Here is a 19,444-nt window from a genome sequence, read left to right as displayed (position 1 = left end):
TTTTGTTGTCGCTGCACCACGTTAAGTGGGGCGATGCGCGGTGTCGACGTGCAGGGGGAAGCAGGTTGTGTGGGAAGTGGCTGACACTATCGAGGAAATATCCGATTTCCGATGACGCGCAGGCTGATGACCTGGAATGGCTGGTCGATGGTGAAGGTCACCGGCGCGCTTGCCGATGCGAGGGGCAGGCTCAACCGGTGTTGGCCGGGCTTGAGTCGCAGGCGTACGACGTAGGTATTGTCCGGCAGGGTGCGCCAGGTTCGGGTGTCGGCTTGCTCGAAAGGCGCTTCGACGATGTATTTCGCTTTCTCCGGATGTTTCTTGTTGTCCAGCGCCTGTGTCTGCGCGTTGAGGGTGGCGCGCCAGCGGGTGCGTTGAATGATTCCCGGCATATCATCCCGCAGGGTGCGCAGGGACATGTCGGTAATGCTGTTGAGCTGGGTCAGGGGCTGTTTACGCCCATCGACGCTGATCGAGCCGGGCCTGGGCGTCGAGGTGTCCGGCAGCAGTATGGGAAAGGATACGATCGAGGTGATGGTCTGGCCGTCCTGCATCTGCACCGGGAAGGGCAGGCGCACCGAGCTGCGGGCCGGTGCCAGTCCGCTCTGGACAATGATCAGTACATCGCTGCCACGGGCCGACTCAGGGGGCTTGCCGAGGTTTGACAGGGCCTGTTCGAGAAAGGGCGTGTTCGGGCGCAACTCGATGGCCTGCCGATAACCCGGGGCGGCGAGGTCGCGCTCGCCCAACGCCTCGTAGACAAAGCCGGCCAGGTAGTGACTGAACGCGCTCTGGTAGCCGTTTTTCAGCGCCAGAACTTCGGGCGCATCGAGGATCGCCACCGGATAGCCCTGCAAATCCTTGTAGCGCAGGCTGATGCCCTGCTCACGGGCCTGCGTCTCCAGCCGCAGGTATTCCTTGTCGCGCAATTGTGCGATCTGCGCTTCGCGCTCATGGGTTTTCTTGATATCGACCCGGGCACCGTCGAAGTCGCGCAGGGCCAGGAGGTTGAGGGCCATCTGGGTGGTCAGCATGACCTTTTCATAGTCATAGCCGTCGTAGCGGCGGATCTTGTCGTTGATCGACATCGTGCCCAGTTCGGCCAGGAGCTTGCCGTAGTCGAAGTCCGTCGCGTCCTCGCGCTGGAACACCGCGCGATCCGCGGTCCGCCAGGCCCCCTGGCTGGCGAGCAGGTCGCCCCTGGCCCGCAGCAATTCGCCTTTCTCCAGGTAATACAGCAGGTCCTTGGCGTCCCAGGGGTTATGACGTTCGAGCAGGTACAAGGCCTCGTCGACATTGCCGGCGGCCAGTTGCTCGTTGGTTATCCGCAGTTCGTCGTTGTAGTCGCGATAGGCCGCGCAACTGCCCAGCAGACAGAAGAGGCACAAGAAAGTGAAGAGGCGCAAACCCATTTGCGTATGGCTTCCCTGGCGTCCGGAAGTGGTTCGGTTGTGCATTTCCTGCACAGGACATGTCGCAGAAGCGGCGTAGTTGTACCCGGGGCGCGTCCATAGACTTTCTGCGAGATGTTTTACTTCCTTCCTTGCAGGAGTTCCACCATGTTTGCGTTCCCTTCGAAATCCCTGCCACAGCTTTTTGCCGCGCTGTGTGCCGGCCTGAGTCTTTCATTGAGCCTGCCGATGCAGGCCGTGGCCGGCGAAAACCCGCCACCGACCATCCGGGCGATGTTCGGTGCCAAGCCCCTGGAGCGACTGGAGCCGGCCAGTACAGCGCTGCTGGTGATCGACTTCCAGAACGAGTACTTCACCGGTCGCATGCCGATCCCGGATGGCCCGGGAGCGCTGGAAAAGACCCGCGAACTGATCGCCTTCGCCGACCGGGCGAAGATCCCTGTCTACCATATCCAGCATGTCGCGCCAGCGGGTTCGCCGGTATTTGCCCGGGGCAGCGAGGGCTGGAAATTCCATCCGGACATGCGGCCACGCCAGCAGGACAAGGTCCTGGAGAAAACCACCGTCAGCGTCTTCGCCAGCACGGACCTCGATGCCCGGCTGAAGCGGGACGGGATCAGGACCCTGATCATCAGCGGGCTGATGACCCATGCCTGTGTCGCCGGAGCGGCCCGGGACGCGGCACCGCTGGGTTACCAGGTCGTGGTAGCATCGGACGCGACGGCAACCCGCGCGATCACCCGCTACAACGGTGAGGGCGTCGACAAGGACAGTCTGCATCGTGCCGCCCTGGCCGAGATCGAAGACACCTTTGGCGACGTGCTGACCACCGCGCAGATCATGCGCCTGTCGCTGCACTGAGTGTCGACCCATCACTGGCGGGATGAACCCGGTCATGAATCAATTGCTGGCCATGCGAGCTTTTCGCTGCATCGTTGAATCCGCGGGTTTCAGCGCCGCTGCCGAGCGCCTGGACACCACGCATTCGACGATTTCCCGGCAACTGCAGCAGCTCGAACAGGCGTTGAGCGCGCGCTTGATCAACCGCAACACCCGCCGCTTCAGCCTGACGCCTGCCGGCGAACAGTACTACGCTGCCTGCGTCGATATCCTCGACCGTGTCGATGCCGCCGGGCAGGCGCTGGCCTCCGAGCGGCCTGCCGGCCCGTTGCGCATCAGCGCGCCGGTGGTGATCGGCACGCTGGAGCTGGCGAGCTGGTTGCCGGCCTTCCAGCAGCGCTACCCCGAGATCCAGGTCGACCTGTCCTGCGACGATCGTTTCATCGACCTGGTGGCCGAGGGCATGGACGTGGCCTTGCGGATCAGTACGCCGTTGGCCGATTCGTCGCTGGTGGCGCGGCTGCTGATCGTCTCGGAACTGGTGCTGGTGGCCTCGCCGGCCTATGTCGCCCGCCACGGCTTGCCGCGTCGTGCCGAGGAACTGGCGGGGCATCGCTTGCTGGCCTTCAGCGGGGGTGCGGACTGGGAGCTGGCACCGCCCCGGGGCGCGCCCGTGCGGATACGCCCCCAGGGTCAATTCAAGGCGGACTCGATCAGCGCGCTGCACGCGGCGGCCCTGGCCGGCGTCGGCATCGCCGCGTTCACCCGGGTGACCGTGCATGAGGCGTTGCTGAGCGGCCAGTTGGTCCGGCTGCTGCCGAACTACAGCCTGGGGCAGCGACACTATTACGCACTCTATCCCCATGGGCGGCACCTGGCGCCCCAGGTGCGGGCGTTTGTCGACCACATGAGCGAGCATTACCGGGGACTGGCGGTCGGCCATTGAAGAGCACTATTTGCACCTTCGGGATGCACGGCGCTTGAGTGAAGCGCAGTGAGAGGGAACAATGTGTTACTTCGCATTTCCATTTAGGTTGTTTCAATGATTGTTCCCACGCGTTTCCTGGCCTGGCTGATGCTGCCGATGTTCGCCCTATGCAGCTCCAGCCTGCTGGCGAACACGGTGGAAGGCGCCCCCCAGGCCCTGCACCTGATCGACTACATCGGCGCGGACTATCCGGCCACGGTGGCGGATGGCAAGGTCATCGACGAAACCGAATACCACGAACAGCTGGAGTTCCTGACGGCCCTGCAGAAGCTGGTGGTCGCGCTGCCGGCCCGTGCCGAGCGGGCGGAGCTGGAGCAGGGCGTGGTCGATCTGCGCACGGCCATCAGCCAGCGCCAGGACGGCACGCTGGTCGCGCGCCAGGCCCGGCAACTGGGGGCACGACTGGCGGTGACCTATGAGGTCAGCCAGGCTCCGGCCATCACCCCGGACCCGAGCCGTGGTGCACCGCTCTACGCCCAGCAGTGTTCGGTCTGCCATGGCGACACGGGTGCCGGCGACGGTCCGGCGGGTGTCGGCCTGACACCGCCACCGGCCAACCTGCGGGATGCCGCGCGCCTGGATCGGCTGAGCCTGTATGGCATCTACAACACCCTGACCCTGGGTGTCGAAGGCACGGACATGCCGTCGTTCGCCGACCAGCTCGATGAACGTCAGCGCTGGGACCTGGCCACCTATATCGCCGGCTTCAGCGCCGCGCCGGTGGCAAAGAGCGACAAGGCCTACAACCTGGCCGACCTGGCCCGCCAGACCCCTGCCGAAGTGCAGGCCGCCGAAGGCAACGAGGCCGCCGCGCTGTTCCGCGCCCAGCGTGCCCAGCCGCCGCAGGTCAAGCGCGGCCCGGCGCAGTTGCTCGACTACACCGGCGCGACCCTGGACAAGAGCCTGGCGGCCTACCGTGCCGGCGACCATGAGCAGGCCTACGACCTGTCCGTGGCCGCCTACCTGGAAGGCTTCGAACTGGTCGAAAGCTCCCTGGACAACGTCGACGCCACCGTGCGCAAGGACACCGAGAAGTCCCTGATGGCCTATCGGCAATCCCTGCAGGACGGCCTGCCGGTCGAGCAGGCCGAGCAGCGCCTGGCGTTCGCCAAGGGCAAGCTCAAGGAATCCGCCGGGTTGCTCGGCAACGACGGCCTGAGCCAGTCCCTGAGCTTTATCTCGGGCCTGCTGATCCTGCTGCGCGAGGGCCTGGAAGCGATTCTGGTGCTGGCGGCGATCCTCGCCTTCCTGCGCAACACCGGCCAGCAATCGGCCGTGCGCAGCGTCAATATCGGCTGGGGCCTGGCCTTGCTGGCGGGGCTCGGGACCTGGGCACTGGCGGCCTATGTGATCGATGTCAGCGGCGCCCAGCGCGAGTTGCTGGAAGGTTGCACGGCGCTGTTCGCCAGCGTGATGGTGCTCTGGCTCGGCGTGTGGATGCACGATCGCCGTCATGCCGCGGCCTGGCAGGACTACATCAAGAGCAGCCTGGTCAGCGGTGGCGGCCGTTTCGGTTTCGCGATCCTGGCGTTCTTCTCGGTGTATCGCGAGCTGTTCGAAGTGATCCTGTTCTATGAAACCCTCTGGCTGCAGGCCGGTCCTGCCGGGCACAACGCGGTGCTGGCGGGCGGTGCGACGGCGCTGGTGCTACTGATCGGCCTGGCCTGGGTGATCCTGCGCGGCTCGGCGAAACTGCCGCTGGCACTGTTCTTCGGTATCAATGCCGGGTTGCTGTGCGCGCTGTCGGTGGTGTTTGCCGGCCATGGCGTCAAGGCGTTGCAGGAAGCCGGGATCTTTGGCACGCGGCCGGTGGCGTTCTTCGACTTCGACTGGCTGGGAATCCATGCCGACGCCTACTCGCTGGGCGCCCAGGCTGTCGCCTTGCTGGCGATCATCGTGCTCTACAGCCGCAGCAAGCTGGCCGAGAAGCGTCGGTTGCAGGCTTCCTGAGCATGCGCGTGTGGATCGATGCCGATGCCTGTCCCAAGGCGGCCAGGGACCTGGTGGTGAAGTTCGCCCTCAAGCGCCACTTCGACGTGGTGCTGGTGGCGGGCCAGCCGCAGGTCAAGCCGGCCTTCGCCTGCGTCAGGTTGATCGTCGTGCCCAGCGGACCGGACGCCGCCGATGATTACCTGGTGGAGCATGCGGTGTCGGGGGAACTGGTGATCTGCAGCGACGTGCCGCTGGCCGACCGCCTGGTGAAAAAGGGCGTGGCGGCACTCGATCCGCGGGGCAAGGAGTTCGACCCGAACAACATGGGCGAGCGGCTGGCGGTGCGCAACCTGTTCACCGACCTGCGCGAGCAGGGGCAGATGGGCGGCGGTCAGCCGCCCTACGGCGAGCGGGAGAAGCAGGCTTTCGCCAATGCCTTCGACCGCATCCTCACCCGGCTTTCCCGCGCTTCCCGAGCTTGATCCACAGGGGTGCGATCAGGCCTGCTGGGTCAGTTCCAGCACCCGATCCACCAGCTTGTTGATCCCGGACGCCGCCTCGCCGATGGACTGCGCGAGCATATAGGCCGGGGTCGTCACCAGCTTGCGTGCCTTGTCCTCGACTATATCGCCCACCGCGCATTCCTTGTGGGTGGCGCCCATCTTGTCCAGCGCGGCGGCGGTATCGGCGTCGTTGCCGATGGTGCAGGTCACGCCCGGACCGTAGATCTTCGCTGCCAGGGCCGGGGTGATGCAGATCAGCCCCACCGGCTTGCCGGCTTCGGCAAAGGCTTCGGCCAAAGCCAGGACTTCGGCCTGTACGCTGCAATTGGCCCCTTCCAGGGCAAAGTTGGAGAGGTTCTTCGCCGCGCCGAAGCCGCCGGGTACGATCAGCGCGTCGAATTCCCGGACGTCGGCTTCGCGCAGGTCCTTGACCTCGCCCCGGGCGATGCGTGCCGACTCCACCAGGACATTGCGCGACTCGGGCATTTCTTCCCCGGTCAGGTGGTTGATCACATGCAACTGGGCAATATTCGGCGCAAAGCACTGTACCTTCGCGCCGCGCTGGTCCAGGCGCAACAGCGTGAGCACGCTTTCCTGGATCTCGGCGCCGTCGTACACGCCGCAGCCGGAAAGGATTACCGCGATTTTCTTGGTCATGTTCGATCTCCCGATGCCTGGCGTTAAATGTCTACCAATCTGGCATTCATTGTCAGCGGAATTTTTCCCGACTACACCTAATCTTGGACCCATCGTTCCTTTCGGGTGGCGCCATGGACCTTATTGCCCTTGCGGTTCCGTTTTTCGTCGTGCTGATCGTTGTCGAACTGCTGGCCGACTATTGGCGCGGCACCCGCAATTATCGCGTGGCCGACGCGATCAACAGCCTCAGCACCGGTGTGCTCTCGACTACCACCGGCCTGCTGACCAAGGGCGTCGGCCTGGTGACCTACGCCGTCGCCCTGGAGCACCTGGCGTTGTTCGACCTCGCGGCCGACAACCCCTGGGTCTGGGTCATGGCCTTCGTGGTCTATGACTTCTGCTACTACTGGCTGCATCGCATGGGTCATGAGCGCAATATCCTCTGGGCCGCGCACTCGGTGCATCACCAGAGCGAGGACTACAACCTGTCCACGGCCCTGCGCCAGACCAGCACCGGCTTTCTGCTGAGCTGGATCTTCTACCTGCCGCTGGCCGTCCTCGGTGTGCCGTTGACGGTCTTCGTGACAGTGGCGGCGTTGAACCTGCTGTATCAGTTCTGGGTGCATACCCGGCACATCCCCAAGCTCGGCTGGTACGAATGGTTTTTCGTCACGCCCTCCAATCACCGCGCGCACCACGCACAGAACCCTCTCTATATGGATCGCAACTACGGCGGCGTGTTCATTCTCTGGGACCGCCTGTTCGGCACCTTCCAGGAGGAGGATGACGCCGAGCCGGTGGTGTTCGGCGTGACCACGCCGCTGGCCAGCTGGAATCCGTTGTGGGCCAACCTGCAGTTCTATGCACAACTGGCGGCCGACGCCCGGCATGCCGAAAGCTACCGCGACAAGCTGCGGATCTGGTTCATGCGCACCGGTTGGCGTCCGGCGGATGTGGCGGCGAAGTACCCGCTGGCAAAGCACGACCTGGCGAAGTTCCGCAAGTTCGAGGTGCCGCTGGAGCCGCGCCAGCAGGTCTATATCGCCTTGCAGTTCGTGGTGTACGTGGCGCTGGGCAGCTACCTGATGAACTTCGCCGCCAGCCTGTCGCCAATCGCCCTGGTCCTGGGCTGGGGGGCCATGCTGCTGGGGCTGTTCGTGCTGGGGGCGGCGCTGGAGAACCGGCCGTGGGCGTTGAAGCTGGAAGTGACGCGGCTGCTGTTGAATGTGCCGCTGGTCTGGCTGGCACCGCTGGTGGGGTTGTGGCCGGCCAGCCCGCTGGGCTGGATCGGCCTGCTCAGCTACAGCCTGCTGAGCGTGATCGGCCTTTACTGGAGCCGTAGCCGGCTCATTCGCCTGGCGGGGTCTTAGGTCCGGCCAGGGAGGCTTCGGCCTCGGCCTTGCGGGCGAGGCGCGCGCTCTTGATGCGGCGCCAGCTCCAGAGGATCAGGCCGACCACCAGCAGGCCGCCGAGGACCCACAGCTCGTATTTCTTCACGCTGCCCAGCAGACCTTCGAGGATCGCGCCGAAGTGATAGGCGGCGGCGGCCAGGGCCGCGGCCCAGATCGCCGCGCCGATGCCATTGAGCAGCAGGTAGCGTCCCGGTGGATAACCCGACAGGCCGATCGCCACCGGCATCACCGTGCGCAGGCCGTAGACGAAACGGAAGCTCAGCACCCAGATATCCGGATGACGACGGATATGCTCCAGTGCCCGGTCGCCCATCATCTGCCAGCGCGGCTTGCGCGCCAGCAACTTGCGCCCATGCCGGCGCCCCAGGAAATACCACAGCTGGTCGCCGGCATAGCTGCCGAAGAAAGCCACGATAACCACCAGGTTGATGTCCATGTATCCGCGGAACGCGAGGAAGCCCGCGAGAACCAGAATGGTCTCGCCTTCGAAAAACGTGCCGAGAAACAGGGCGAAATAGCCGAAATCCTGCAGAAATTGTTGGAGCATTGTCTGGATGCTGGCGAAATGAACGCGCAGCCTAACCCTTCGAGGACAGAGAGGAAAGTGTCCAAATGTGTCTCGACGTTAACATTTCCTACAAGAACGGCGCGTGCGGCGCCCGGTCGCAGGAGTAAGCACAACTGTCATTCCTTCGTCATAATGGCCGCTTATAACTGCCATGCTCGCCCGCCTGCGCGGGCTCAGGAGTCTGCCGTGAGCTTTACCCCCGCCCATCGCCTGTTTCCCGCCACCCGCCTGCGACGCAATCGTCGTGATGATTTTTCTCGGCGCCTGGTGCGTGAGAATGTTCTGACTGTCGACGATCTGATTCTGCCCGTGTTCGTGTTGGACGGTGAAAACCATCGCGAAGCCGTGGCTTCGATGCCGGGCGTCGAGCGCCTGACCATCGATCTGTTGCTGGAAGAGGCGGCGAAGTGGGTCGAGCTGGGGATTCCCGCGCTGGCACTGTTCCCGGTCACGCCGGCCGGGTTGAAGTCGCTGGATGCCGCCGAGGCCTGGAACCCGCAGGGCATTGCCCAGCGCGCCACCCGCGCCTTGCGTGCGCGATTTCCGGAGCTGGGGGTGATTACCGACGTGGCCCTGGACCCGTTCACCACCCACGGCCAGGACGGCATTCTCGATGAGGAAGGCTACGTCCAGAACGATATTACCGTCGACGCGCTGGTCAGGCAGGCCTTGTCCCATGCCGAGGCCGGGGCCCAGGTGGTCGCGCCGTCCGACATGATGGATGGCCGCATCCAGGCGATTCGCGAAGCCCTGGAGCTGGCCGGCCACGTCAACGTGCGGATCATGGCCTACTCGGCAAAATACGCCAGCGCCTACTATGGCCCGTTCCGCGATGCGGTGGGTTCGGCGCTGAACCTGGGCAAGGCGAACAAGGCCTCGTACCAGATGGACCCGGCCAACGGCAACGAAGCCCTGCATGAAGTGGCCGCCGACCTGGCCGAAGGTGCCGATATGGTCATGGTCAAGCCGGGCATGCCGTACCTGGATATCCTTTACCGGGTCAAAGATGAATTCAAGGTGCCGACCTTTGTCTATCAGGTCAGCGGTGAATACGCCATGCACATGGCGGCGATCCAGAATGGTTGGTTGAGTGAAGGGGTTATTCTCGAATCCCTGACCGCTTTTAAACGTGCCGGCGCTGATGGCATCCTGACTTACTTTGCCGTTCGCGCCGCTCAATTGCTACGAGAGCAAAAATAGCCCTCACAGGAACACTCGATGAATACCGAAGGACTCAGCGAAGTTGAAGTAAAAGACGCTCAACCGGTGGTCGAGCAGATCGTCGAAACCCCGCCGGAGCTGGAACCCGCGCCGGTGGTTGCCGAGGCGCCGCATGTGGCGGTGCCGTCGGCGGTGGCGATTCCCAGCCTGGATGACAGCAGCCTGTACATCCACCGCGAGCTGTCGCAGCTGCAGTTCAACATCCGCGTGCTGGAACAGGCGCTGGACGAGTCCTACCCGCTGCTGGAACGGCTCAAGTTCCTGCTGATCTTCTCCAGCAACCTGGATGAGTTCTTCGAGATTCGCGTTGCCGGGCTGAAGAAACAGATCACCTTCGCCCGCGAACAGGCCGGCGCCGACGGCCTGCAGCCGCACCAGGCCCTGGCGCGCATCAGCGAGCTGGTCCACGGCCAGGTCGACCGCCAGTACGCGATCCTCAACGACATCCTGTTGCCGGAGCTGGAAAAGCACCAGGTGCGCTTTATCCGTCGCCGCTACTGGACCACCAAGCTCAAGACCTGGGTCCGCCGCTATTTCCGCGACGAGATCGCGCCAATCATCACGCCCATCGGCCTCGACCCGACGCACCCGTTCCCGTTGCTGGTGAACAAGAGCCTGAACTTTATCGTCGAACTCGAGGGCATCGACGCCTTCGGTCGCGATTCCGGCCTGGCGATCATCCCCGCGCCGCGCCTGCTGCCGAGGATCATCAAGGTACCCGAAGAGGTCGGGGGCCCTGGCGATAATTATGTATTCCTCTCGTCGATGATCCACGCCCACGCCGACGATCTGTTCCAGGGCATGAAGGTCAAGGGCTGCTACCAGTTCCGCCTGACCCGCAACGCCGACCTGGCGCTGGACTCCGAGGATGTCGAAGACCTGGCCCGCGCCCTGCGCGGCGAGCTGTTCTCCCGTCGCTACGGCGATGCGGTGCGCCTGGAAGTCGCCGACACCTGCCCGAAACACCTGTCGGACTACCTGCTCAAGCAATTCAACCTGTCCGAGACCGAGCTGTACCAGGTCAACGGCCCGGTGAACCTGACCCGGCTGTTCAGCATCACCGGCCTGGACAGTCATCCGGAGCTGCAATACACGCCGTTCACTCCGCAGATCCCCAAGCTGCTGCAGAACAGCGAGAACATCTTCAGCGTGATCAGCAAGCAGGACATCCTGCTGCTGCACCCGTTCGAGTCCTTTACCCCGGTGGTCGATCTGCTTCGCCAGGCCGCCAAGGACCCGCACGTCCTGGCTGTGCGCCAGACCCTGTACCGCAGCGGCGCCAACTCGGAAATCGTCGACGCGCTGGTGGATGCCGCGCGTAACGGCAAGGAAGTCACCGCGGTGATCGAATTGCGCGCGCGCTTCGACGAAGAGTCCAACCTGCAACTGGCCAGCCGCCTGCAAGCGGCCGGTGCGGTGGTGATCTACGGTGTGGTCGGCTTCAAGACCCACGCCAAGATGATGCTGATCCTGCGTCGCGAAGCCGGCGAGATCGTCCGCTATGCGCACCTGGGCACCGGTAACTACCACGCCGGCAACGCCCGCCTTTACACCGACTACAGCCTGCTGACTTCCGACGACGCGCTGTGCGAGGACGTCGGCAAGCTGTTCAGCCAGCTGATCGGCATGGGCAAGACCCTGCGCATGAAGAAACTGCTGCATGCGCCGTTCACCCTGAAGAAGGGCATGCTCGACATGATTGCCCGGGAAACCCAGTTCGCCGTCGACGGCAAGCCGGCGCACATCATCGCCAAGTTCAACTCGCTGACCGATCCGAAGATCATCCGCGCGCTGTACAAGGCCAGCCAGTGCGGCGTGCGGATCGACCTGGTGGTGCGCGGCATGTGCTGCCTGCGTCCGGGCATTGCCGGTGTCTCGCACAATATCCATGTGCGCTCGATCATCGGCCGCTTCCTTGAGCACACCCGGGTGTTCTACTTCCTCAACGGCGGCGAGGAACAGATGTTCCTGTCCAGCGCCGACTGGATGGAGCGCAACCTCGACAAGCGCGTCGAGACCTGCTTCCCGGTGGAGGGCAAGAAGTTGATCCTGCGGGTCAAGAAGGAACTGGAAAGTTATCTCACCGATAACACCCACAGCTGGAGCCTGCAGTCGGACGGCCGCTACATCCGCAACACGCCGACCGGCAACCAGAACGCCCGCAGCGCCCAGGCGACCCTGCTCGATCGCCTGAGCAACCCGCTGCTCAGCGTACGTTGAGGGTAATACTGACTCGGGTCAGCCACTCCGCTTCCAGCGCGAAGTCGGCCTGAGTCAGCTGGTTCTGCTCCAGCCAGTCCTTGGGAAACACTACATCCAGGCTATCGCCGTCGGCACGCAAGGTGACCTGCGGCATTTCCTGGGTGCCACGGATGTGATGGAACAGGATCGCGAAGCGCAGCAGTACGCACAGGCGGATCAGCTTGGTGCCTTCATCGCCGAACTCGGCAAACTTGTCCCTGGGGATGTTGCGGCGATGCCCGCGCACCAGCAACGCCAGCATCTGCTGGTCTTCCCGGGAGAAGCCGGCGAGATCGGAGTGCTCGATCAGGTAGGCGCCGTGCTTGTGGTACTGGTAGTGGGCGATATCCAGGCCGACTTCATGGACCTTCGCCGCCCAGCCCAGCAGTTCCCGCCAGACACCGTCTTCCAGCTCCCAGTCCTTGGCCACCTGGTCGAAGGCATAGAGCGCCTTGCGCTCGACCCGCACGGCCTGCTCCTGGTCGACGTGATAACGCTCCATCAGCGAGGTGAGGGTGCGTTCACGGACGTCTTCGTGGTGATGGCGACCCAGCAGGTCGTAGAGCACGCCTTCGCGCAGTGCACCGTCGCAGTGATCCATGCGTTGCAGGTCGAGGGCATCGAAGATCGCCTCGAGAATCGCCAGGCCGGCGGGGAAGATGGTCCGACGGTCGGGCTTGATGCCCTCGAAATCGATTTTCTCTGCGTCGCCGAGCTTGAACAGTTTGCGCTTGAGCCAGGCCAGGCCTTCGGCATTGACCTCGCCGCCGCCGTGGCCGCCGGCTTTCAGGGCCAGGCCGATGGCGCGGATGGTCCCGGATGAACCGATGGCCTCGTCCCAGGTCAGGCGATGCAGGGCATGCTCGATGCTCATGATTTCCAGGCGCGCCGCCGTGTAGGCCTGGGCGTAGCGCGCCGGGGTGATCTTGCCGTCGCGGAAATACCGCTGGGTATAGCTGACGCAGCCCATCTGCAGGCTTTCGCGCAGCAGCGGTTCGAAGCGCTGGCCGATGATGAATTCGGTGCTGCCGCCGCCGATATCGGCGACCAGGCGCTTGCCCGGGGTGTCGGCGAGGGTGTGGGAGACACCGAGGTAGATCAGTCGGGCCTCTTCACGGCCGGAAATGACTTCCACCGGGTGACCGAGGATTTCCTCGGCGCGGTGGATGAACTCGGCCCGGTTGCGCGCTTCGCGCAAGGCGTTGGTGCCGACGATCCGCACGGCGCCCAGGGGCATGCCGTTGATCAGTTGGGCAAAACGTTTCAGGCAGTCGAGCCCGCGCTGCATCGATTCTTCGCTGAGCCTGCGCTCTTCATCGATACCGGCGGCCAGCTGAACCTTTTCGCCGAGCCGCTCCAGAATGCGTATTTCGCCGTTCTGGGCCTTGGCCACGACCATGTGGAAGCTGTTCGAGCCCAGGTCGATAGCGGCGATCAGGGAAAGATTCTTGGCTTGGGAATGCGGCATGGTTGAAGGATCTCGGTCGATAACCCGGCCATCGTGCCACGATCGACCGTCGCCGCCAACGGATGGTGCTTGAGGCTCGGTAGACCACCGGGCTGTTTACCCGGTCAGGCAGGAAAGATCAGGGCGATGAGTGGGACTGCTTTTGAAAGGGCTTGGCGTATCTGGAAATTTTTATCAACGAGACGATATTAGGTGATTTTTCCTACTGAAATATGACATTCCAGTGACGCAGACGACGGGAGGAGGGGAGTGCCGTGGCATGCGCCACGCACAAGCGTGGCGCAACCAGGGGGCAGCAAGGGAGGTTCGGGCGGGCGAGGGCTCAGGCCTGCGCTTCCACGGTGCCGATGAAGTTGGCCAGCTCGGCGGTCTGCGGGTTGGCGAACAGCACCTTCGGATCGCCGATTTCATGCACCTTGCCCTGGTGCATGAACACCAGCTTGTCGCCGACTTCCCGGGCAAAGCGCATTTCGTGGGTGACCATGATCAGGGTCATGCCTTCCTTCGCCAGCTGGCGCACCACGCTGAGCACCTCATTGACCAGTTCCGGGTCCAGCGCCGAGGTGATCTCGTCGCAGAGCAGGACTTTCGGCGACATCGCCAGGGCCCGGGCGATGGCCACGCGCTGTTGCTGACCGCCGGACAGGCGATCCGGGAAGGCATCGAATTTTTCCCCCAGGCCGACCCGTTCGAGCATCTTGCGCGCCAGGATGGCGGCCTTGGCCTTGGGTACCTTCTGCACGACCTGGGGCGCGAGCATGACGTTTTCGCCCACCGTCAGGTGCGGGAACAGGTTGAACTGCTGGAACACCATGCCGACCTTCTGGCGCAGGCTGCGCAAGTCGGCGCGGGCGGCGTCGAGGTATTCGCCATCGACCTCGATCACCCCGTCGTTGATCGACTCCAGGCCGTTGAGGGTGCGCAGCAGGGTGCTTTTGCCCGATCCGCTGCGGCCGATGATCGCCACCACCTGGCCTTCCTCGACGCTCAGGTCGATGCCTTTGAGCACATGGTGGTCGCCGTAGTATTTATGCAGGGCGGAAATTCTAAGAAGCGGCATGCAGTCTCCTTTCCAGGTAGCGCGCGCTGAGGGACAGGGGGTAGCACAGCAGGAAGTAGCCGGCGGCTACCAGGCCGTAGACCATGAAGGGTTCGAAGGTGGCGTTGGCGAGCATGCCGCCGGTCTTGGTCAGTTCGGTGAAGCCGATGATCGAGGTCACCGCCGTGCCCTTGACCACCTGCACCGAAAAGCCCACGGTCGGCGCCACGGCAATGCGCAGGGCCTGCGGCAGGATCACATGGCGCAGTTGTTCGTAGGGAGTGAGCGCCAGGCTGGACGAAGCCTCCCACTGGCCATGGGGAATCGATTCGACGCAGCCGCGCCAGATCTCCGCCAGGTAGGCGCTGGTGAACAGCGTCAGGGCGATTGCCGCCGCCAGCCAGGGCGAGATATCCACCCCGAGCAGGGCCACGCCGAAAAACACCATGAACAGTTGCATCAGCAGCGGCGTGCCCTGGAACAGTTCGATATAGGCGCGGGCAAAGCCGCGGGCCACGGACCTGTCGCAAATGCGCATGACCATGATCAGCAGGCCGATCAGGGCGCCGCCGACAAAGGCCACCAGCGACAGCACCAGGGTCCATTGCAGGCCCGCCAGCAGGTTGTTGACGATATCCCAGAAGGTGAAGTCCATCAGCGGCTCCTCGCCAGGTAGCGGCGCCCGAGCCAGTTCAACAGCTGGCGGATCAACAGGGCCATGCACAGGTAGATCAGGGTGGTCAGGGTGTAGGTTTCAAAGGCGCGGAAGTTGCGCGACTGGATGAAGTTGGCGGCGAAGCTCAGTTCCTCGGTGGCGATCTGCGAACAGACCGCCGAGCCCAGCATGACGATGATGATCTGGCTGCTCAGGGCCGGCCAGACCTTGCCCAGCGCCGGCAGCAGGACCACGTGGCGAAAGGCTTCGAAACGGCTCATCGCCAGGGCGGCCGCGGCTTCCAGTTGCCCGCGCGGGATCGCCTGGATACCGGCGCGGATGATCTCCGTGGAATAGGCGCCGAGGTTGATCACCATCGCCAGCACCGCCGCCTGCCATTCGGAAATCTGCAGTCCCAGGGACGGCAGGCCGAAGAAGATGAAGAACAACTGCACGAGGAACGGCGTGTTGCGGATCAGTTCGACATAGACGCCGAAGATCGCCGCGAAGGGCTGGATCCGCCAGGCCCGGACCACCGCCCCGACGATCCCCAGACTGACCCCGAGCAGGGTGCCGATGGCGGTCAGTTCCAGGGTGAACAGGGCGCCGCGCACCAGCAGGTCGGCGCTGTGCAGCACCGGCAGGAAGTCGAACTGATAAGCCATGGAGCGGACCTCGGGAAAACCGGATCAAAGATCGGCGGGCAGGGGTTGCTTGAGCCAGAGTTGGGCGTTCTTCTCGAGGCTGCCGTCAGCCTTGGCCGCGGCGAGGATCTGGTTCACTTTCTCCAGCAGGGCCGGTTCGTTCTTGTTCACCCCGACGTAGACCGGGGAGTCCTTGAGCTTCACTTTCATCGCCGGAATGCGTTTCGGGTTGCGTTCGGCGATGGCCACCATCACCACGTTGCCGCTGGCGATCAGGTCGACCTGCTTGGCCAGGTAGGCGGCGATGGTGGTGTTGTTGTCCTCGAAGCGCTTGATGGTCACGCCTTCGGGCGCCACGGCGGTCAGCTCGATATCCTCGATGGCGCCGCGGGTGACACTGATGGTCTTGCCCTTGAGGTCAGCCAGGCCGTTGATCGAGGCTTCGGGCGGACCGAACACCGCGAGGTAGAAGGGGGCATAGGCGCGGGAAAAGTCGATGACCTTCTCGCGCTCGGCGTTCTTGCCGAGGCTGGAGATCACCAGGTCGACCTTGCCGGTGGTGAGGAACGGAATACGGTTGGTGCTGTTGACGGGGATCAGTTCCAGCTTGACCTTGAGCTGGTCGGCCAGCAGTTTCGCGGTGTCGATATCCAGGCCGCGTGGCTTCATGTCCGGGCCGACCGAGCCGAATGGCGGGAAGTCCTGGGGCACGGCGACCTTGAGCGTGCCGCGGGCGACGACGTCATCCAGGCCGTTGGCATGGGCGGCCGCCTGGCCCAGCATCAGGCTGGCGAACAGGGCAGTGAGCAGGGCGCTGAAGCCTTTGGTCATGGCAGATCTCCGAATTGAAAAGGCGATGATTTCTGTCGGTCGATATTGCACAGCCCATGCCAGACTGGCCTGGAACCGCGCCCTTCATGGCTTCAAGGCGCTTTTCATGGTCTTACTGGTCTGAACAGTTGCCAGGCATTTCGCACTGTTATCGGGCATTGGCCGCGCCGACCGAACCAGCGCTGGGCGTGACTTGCCGCCCGCTCGCAATAGCTTTACAACTAGCGCTCCACCGGACCGATCAGCCTGAAAACAATGAATTCGATTTCCCGCGCCGTACCCGAAGTGGCGCTGCAAGCCATCCGTAAACTGATCAGCGACGAGGGCTTTGGCCCGGGCGATGCGCTGCCCTCGCAACGCGACCTGGCGTTGCAACTGGGGGTGAGCCGCGCTTCCCTGCGCGAGGCGCTGTCGTCCCTGAGTGCACTGGGGGTGATCAGCGTGCAGCCGGGCAAGGGCGTATTTGTCCAGGCGACGGTCGAACAGGTGCCGGCGGCCGGCGGGTTGTCCTGGCCGTTCGCGGCCCAGGCGTCGGCCGAGGACATCTTCCAGCTGCGGTATGCCCTCGAAGGGTTCGCGGCCGGGCTGGCGGCGGTGACGTTGACGGCGGACGAGCTGGACACCCTGCAGGACAATGTCGACGCCATGCGCGCCGAATTGCGCGCCGGGGATTTCGAGGCCGCTGCCCGCCTGGACTTCGATTTCCACCGGCGGATCCTGCTGGCCAGCGGCAATCAGGCGATGGCCGGCATTCTCAGTGCCAGCGCCGAGCTGTTCCTGGAAAGCCAGAAGCTACCGTTCATCCGGGCGGAACGGGCGATGGAAACCTGGCAGGAGCACCGCAAGATCCTCCGCGCCCTGGCCCGGCGCGCCTGCGGCCCGGCGCAGAAGGCCATGCAGGAACATGTGCGCAATGCCGCGTTGCGCACCGGGATCGCCTTTGTCACGCCCGGTTGATCAGCCCCAACCGAAGCTGCGCACGGGCTCCTGCAAGGGGCGGTGCTGTTCACGCGCGCGCATTTGTGCGGAAGAAGTCGGATTGGGCTATACCCTGACTCATGGAACACCATAGTTAGACTCAATCATCTGCGGCTTCCTGTACGTAGGAAGGACGGCTATGATGAGCAACGTTTTTTTTGGCTCACAACTCCGGAGACATCCATGAGCAGCGATCTTATCAAGCACGTCACCGACGCGAGCTTTGAAGCAGAAGTCCTGAAGGCTGAAGGCCCTGTCCTGGTCGACTACTGGGCTGAGTGGTGCGGTCCGTGCAAGATGATCGCGCCGGTCCTGGACGATATCGCCACTACCTACGAAGGCAAGCTGACCATCGCCAAGCTGAACATCGACGACAACCAGGAAACCCCGGCCAAGCATGGCGTGCGTGGTATCCCTACGCTGATGCTGTTCAAGAACGGCAACGTCGAGGCGACCAAGGTCGGCGCCCTGTCGAAGTCGCAGCTGCAGGCATTCCTCGACGCCAACATCTAAGCGTCGTTCGGCTGTCCTCAAAAAGCCCCGCAAATTGCGGGGCTTTTTCGTAAAAAGGGGCTAGACGCTCCGAAACCCAGGTGTTACATTCGGCCCCGCACTGGTTTCTCCACTGCCCCCTGCAAGCCGTCGCCGACGCTCTCCTTTTCGAACAAGTACGCGATCCTGTCGCCTTCTCTGCGGCGCGGCCTCATTAAGCCAAAAGCTTAATTTCCCCCCTCCATAAATGATTACGTCATTCCTATATGAATCTGACTGAACTCAAGCAAAAGCCGATTACCGAACTGCTCGAATTGGCCGAACAGATGGGCATAGAAAATATGGCCCGTTCGCGCAAGCAGGATGTGATTTTCTCCCTGCTGAAAAAGCACGCGAAAAGCGGCGAGGAAATCTCCGGTGATGGCGTGCTGGAGATCCTCCAGGACGGCTTCGGCTTCCTGCGTTCTTCCGACGCATCCTACCTGGCCGGCCCGGACGACATCTACGTCTCGCCAAGCCAGATCCGTCGCTTCAACTTGCGCACCGGTGACACCATCGTCGGCAAGATCCGCCCTCCGAAGGAAGGCGAGCGTTATTTCGCCCTGCTCAAGGTCGACACGATCAACTACGATCGTCCGGAAAACGCCAAGAACAAGATTCTCTTCGAGAACCTGACCCCGCTGTTCCCGACCGTGCGCATGAAGATGGAAGCCGGCAACGGTTCCACCGAAGACCTGACCGGTCGCGTGATCGACCTTTGCGCTCCGATCGGCAAGGGCCAGCGTGGCCTGATCGTGGCACCGCCGAAAGCGGGCAAGACGATCATGCTGCAGAACATCGCGGCGAACATCACCCGCAACAACCCGGAAGTGCACCTGATCGTACTGCTGATCGACGAGCGTCCGGAAGAAGTGACCGAAATGCAGCGCACCGTGCGCGGCGAAGTGGTTGCCTCGACGTTCGACGAGCCGCCGACCCGCCACGTGCAGGTTGCCGAAATGGTGATCGAGAAGGCCAAGCGCCTGGTCGAACACAAGAAGGACGTGGTGATCCTGCTCGACTCCATCACCCGTCTGGCCCGTGCCTACAACACCGTGATCCCGAGCTCCGGCAAGGTCCTGACCGGTGGTGTCGATGCCCACGCCCTGGAGAAACCGAAACGTTTCTTCGGTGCCGCGCGGAACATCGAGGAAGGCGGCTCGCTGACCATTATCGCCACCGCGCTGGTTGAAACCGGTTCGAAGATGGACGAAGTGATCTACGAAGAGTTCAAGGGTACCGGCAACATGGAACTGCCCCTGGACCGCAAGATCGCTGAAAAGCGCGTCTTCCCGGCGATCAACATCAACCGTTCCGGCACCCGTCGCGAAGAGTTGCTGACTGCCGACGACGAACTGCAGCGCATGTGGATCCTGCGCAAGCTGCTGCATCCGATGGATGAAGTGGCCGCCATCGAGTTCCTGGTCGACAAGCTGAAACAGACCAAGACCAACGATGAGTTCTTCCTGTCGATGAAACGCAAGTAAGACCGCGTTTCAGGTCAGAAAAAAGCGCCCCGACGGGGCGCTTTTTTTTTGCCGG

18 protein-coding genes are annotated in these 19,444 nt (G+C 63.3%); 10 read left to right on the top strand and 8 right to left on the bottom strand.

Annotated elements, in window-relative coordinates; translation table 11 throughout:
* Positions 1-86 precede the first annotated feature (86 nt).
* Positions 87-1,412 (bottom strand): COG3014 family protein, encoded by a 1,326-nt coding sequence (locus tag ACL9RJ_RS19910; protein WP_212810270.1) that lies wholly within the window; start codon positions 1,410-1,412, stop codon positions 87-89.
* Positions 1,413-1,559: 147 nt separating this feature from the next.
* Between ACL9RJ_RS19910 and ACL9RJ_RS19905 the strand changes: the two genes are divergently transcribed.
* The 4 genes from ACL9RJ_RS19905 (at position 1,560) to ACL9RJ_RS19890 (ending at position 5,654) form a co-directional block, all read left to right on the top strand.
* Positions 1,560-2,273 carry a cysteine hydrolase family protein gene (locus ACL9RJ_RS19905; protein WP_017125469.1) on the top strand — a complete coding sequence of 238 codons (714 nt, stop codon included), beginning with the start codon at positions 1,560-1,562 and terminating at the stop codon, positions 2,271-2,273.
* A gap of 34 nt (positions 2,274-2,307) precedes the next feature.
* A complete protein-coding gene (locus ACL9RJ_RS19900) occupies positions 2,308-3,198 on the top strand; it encodes a LysR family transcriptional regulator (protein WP_017125468.1) in 891 nt (296 codons plus the stop codon).
* A gap of 96 nt (positions 3,199-3,294) precedes the next feature.
* Positions 3,295-5,190, top strand: coding sequence for an FTR1 family protein (locus ACL9RJ_RS19895; RefSeq protein ID WP_017125467.1), 1,896 nt, complete (start codon positions 3,295-3,297; stop codon positions 5,188-5,190).
* A gap of 2 nt (positions 5,191-5,192) precedes the next feature.
* Positions 5,193-5,654 (top strand): YaiI/YqxD family protein, encoded by a 462-nt coding sequence (locus ACL9RJ_RS19890; protein ID WP_422765580.1) that lies wholly within the window; start codon positions 5,193-5,195, stop codon positions 5,652-5,654.
* 15 nt (positions 5,655-5,669) lie between these two features.
* Here ACL9RJ_RS19890 and elbB read toward each other — a convergent pair whose 3' ends face one another.
* Complete coding sequence (gene elbB / locus ACL9RJ_RS19885) at positions 5,670-6,332, bottom strand: isoprenoid biosynthesis glyoxalase ElbB (protein WP_017125466.1); 663 nt, start codon at positions 6,330-6,332, stop codon at positions 5,670-5,672.
* A 113-nt stretch (positions 6,333-6,445) separates the two neighbouring features.
* Here elbB and ACL9RJ_RS19880 point away from each other — a divergent pair, with 113 nt between their 5' ends.
* Positions 6,446-7,684, top strand: a complete 1,239-nt coding sequence (locus ACL9RJ_RS19880; RefSeq protein ID WP_017125465.1) for a sterol desaturase family protein — start codon at positions 6,446-6,448, stop codon at positions 7,682-7,684.
* On the opposite strand, the gene ACL9RJ_RS19875 is transcribed toward ACL9RJ_RS19880, so the two are convergent.
* The gene (locus ACL9RJ_RS19875) at positions 7,662-8,273 is read right to left on the bottom strand and encodes a DedA family protein (RefSeq protein ID WP_017125464.1); all 612 of its coding nucleotides are present in this window, start codon (positions 8,271-8,273) and stop codon (positions 7,662-7,664) included. The genes ACL9RJ_RS19880 and ACL9RJ_RS19875 overlap by 23 nt on opposite strands.
* A gap of 207 nt (positions 8,274-8,480) precedes the next feature.
* Between ACL9RJ_RS19875 and hemB the strand changes: the two genes are divergently transcribed.
* A complete protein-coding gene (gene hemB, locus ACL9RJ_RS19870) occupies positions 8,481-9,494 on the top strand; it encodes a porphobilinogen synthase (RefSeq protein WP_017125463.1) in 1,014 nt (337 codons plus the stop codon).
* An 18-nt stretch (positions 9,495-9,512) separates the two neighbouring features.
* Positions 9,513-11,735, top strand: coding sequence for a polyphosphate kinase 1 (gene ppk1, locus ACL9RJ_RS19865; protein ID WP_017125462.1), 2,223 nt, complete (start codon positions 9,513-9,515; stop codon positions 11,733-11,735).
* Here the strand turns inward: ppk1 and ppx are convergent.
* The 5 genes from ppx to ACL9RJ_RS19840 form a co-directional block, all read right to left on the bottom strand.
* Entirely contained in the window at positions 11,722-13,224 is a 1,503-nt protein-coding gene (gene ppx / locus ACL9RJ_RS19860; RefSeq protein WP_017125461.1) for an exopolyphosphatase, read from the bottom strand. The two genes, ppk1 and ppx, sit on opposite strands and share 14 nt — an antisense overlap.
* Positions 13,225-13,546: 322 nt before the next feature.
* Positions 13,547-14,284: an amino acid ABC transporter ATP-binding protein gene (locus ACL9RJ_RS19855; RefSeq protein WP_103033053.1), complete on the bottom strand. Its 738-nt coding sequence runs from the start codon at positions 14,282-14,284 to the stop codon at positions 13,547-13,549.
* Positions 14,271-14,921, bottom strand: coding sequence for an amino acid ABC transporter permease (locus ACL9RJ_RS19850; protein ID WP_177087455.1), 651 nt, complete (start codon positions 14,919-14,921; stop codon positions 14,271-14,273). Before ACL9RJ_RS19850 ends, ACL9RJ_RS19855 begins: the two co-directional genes overlap by 14 nt.
* The gene (locus ACL9RJ_RS19845; RefSeq protein ID WP_177128225.1) at positions 14,918-15,583 is read right to left on the bottom strand and encodes an amino acid ABC transporter permease; all 666 of its coding nucleotides are present in this window, start codon (positions 15,581-15,583) and stop codon (positions 14,918-14,920) included. The genes ACL9RJ_RS19850 and ACL9RJ_RS19845 overlap by 4 nt, the downstream gene beginning before the upstream one ends.
* 24 nt (positions 15,584-15,607) lie before the next feature.
* Positions 15,608-16,393: a transporter substrate-binding domain-containing protein gene (locus ACL9RJ_RS19840; RefSeq protein WP_017125458.1), complete on the bottom strand. Its 786-nt coding sequence runs from the start codon at positions 16,391-16,393 to the stop codon at positions 15,608-15,610.
* Positions 16,394-16,648: 255 nt separating this feature from the next.
* On the opposite strand from ACL9RJ_RS19840, the gene ACL9RJ_RS19835 reads away from it, so the two are divergent.
* The 3 genes from ACL9RJ_RS19835 (at position 16,649) to rho (ending at position 19,389) form a co-directional block, all read left to right on the top strand.
* Positions 16,649-17,350, top strand: coding sequence for a FadR/GntR family transcriptional regulator (locus ACL9RJ_RS19835; RefSeq protein ID WP_017125457.1), 702 nt, complete (start codon positions 16,649-16,651; stop codon positions 17,348-17,350).
* Between the two features lie 204 nt (positions 17,351-17,554).
* Positions 17,555-17,884, top strand: coding sequence for a thioredoxin TrxA (gene trxA / locus ACL9RJ_RS19830; protein ID WP_017125456.1), 330 nt, complete (start codon positions 17,555-17,557; stop codon positions 17,882-17,884).
* A gap of 245 nt (positions 17,885-18,129) precedes the next feature.
* Positions 18,130-19,389 (top strand): transcription termination factor Rho, encoded by a 1,260-nt coding sequence (gene rho / locus ACL9RJ_RS19825; protein ID WP_017125454.1) that lies wholly within the window; start codon positions 18,130-18,132, stop codon positions 19,387-19,389.
* Positions 19,390-19,444 lie beyond the last annotated feature (55 nt).

This window comes from Pseudomonas sp. Mn2068, from assembly GCF_049319725.1.
Taxonomy (GTDB): Bacteria; Pseudomonadota; Gammaproteobacteria; order Pseudomonadales; family Pseudomonadaceae; genus Aquipseudomonas; species Aquipseudomonas gingeri.
This window is presented reverse-complemented; position numbering and strand designations above follow the sequence as displayed.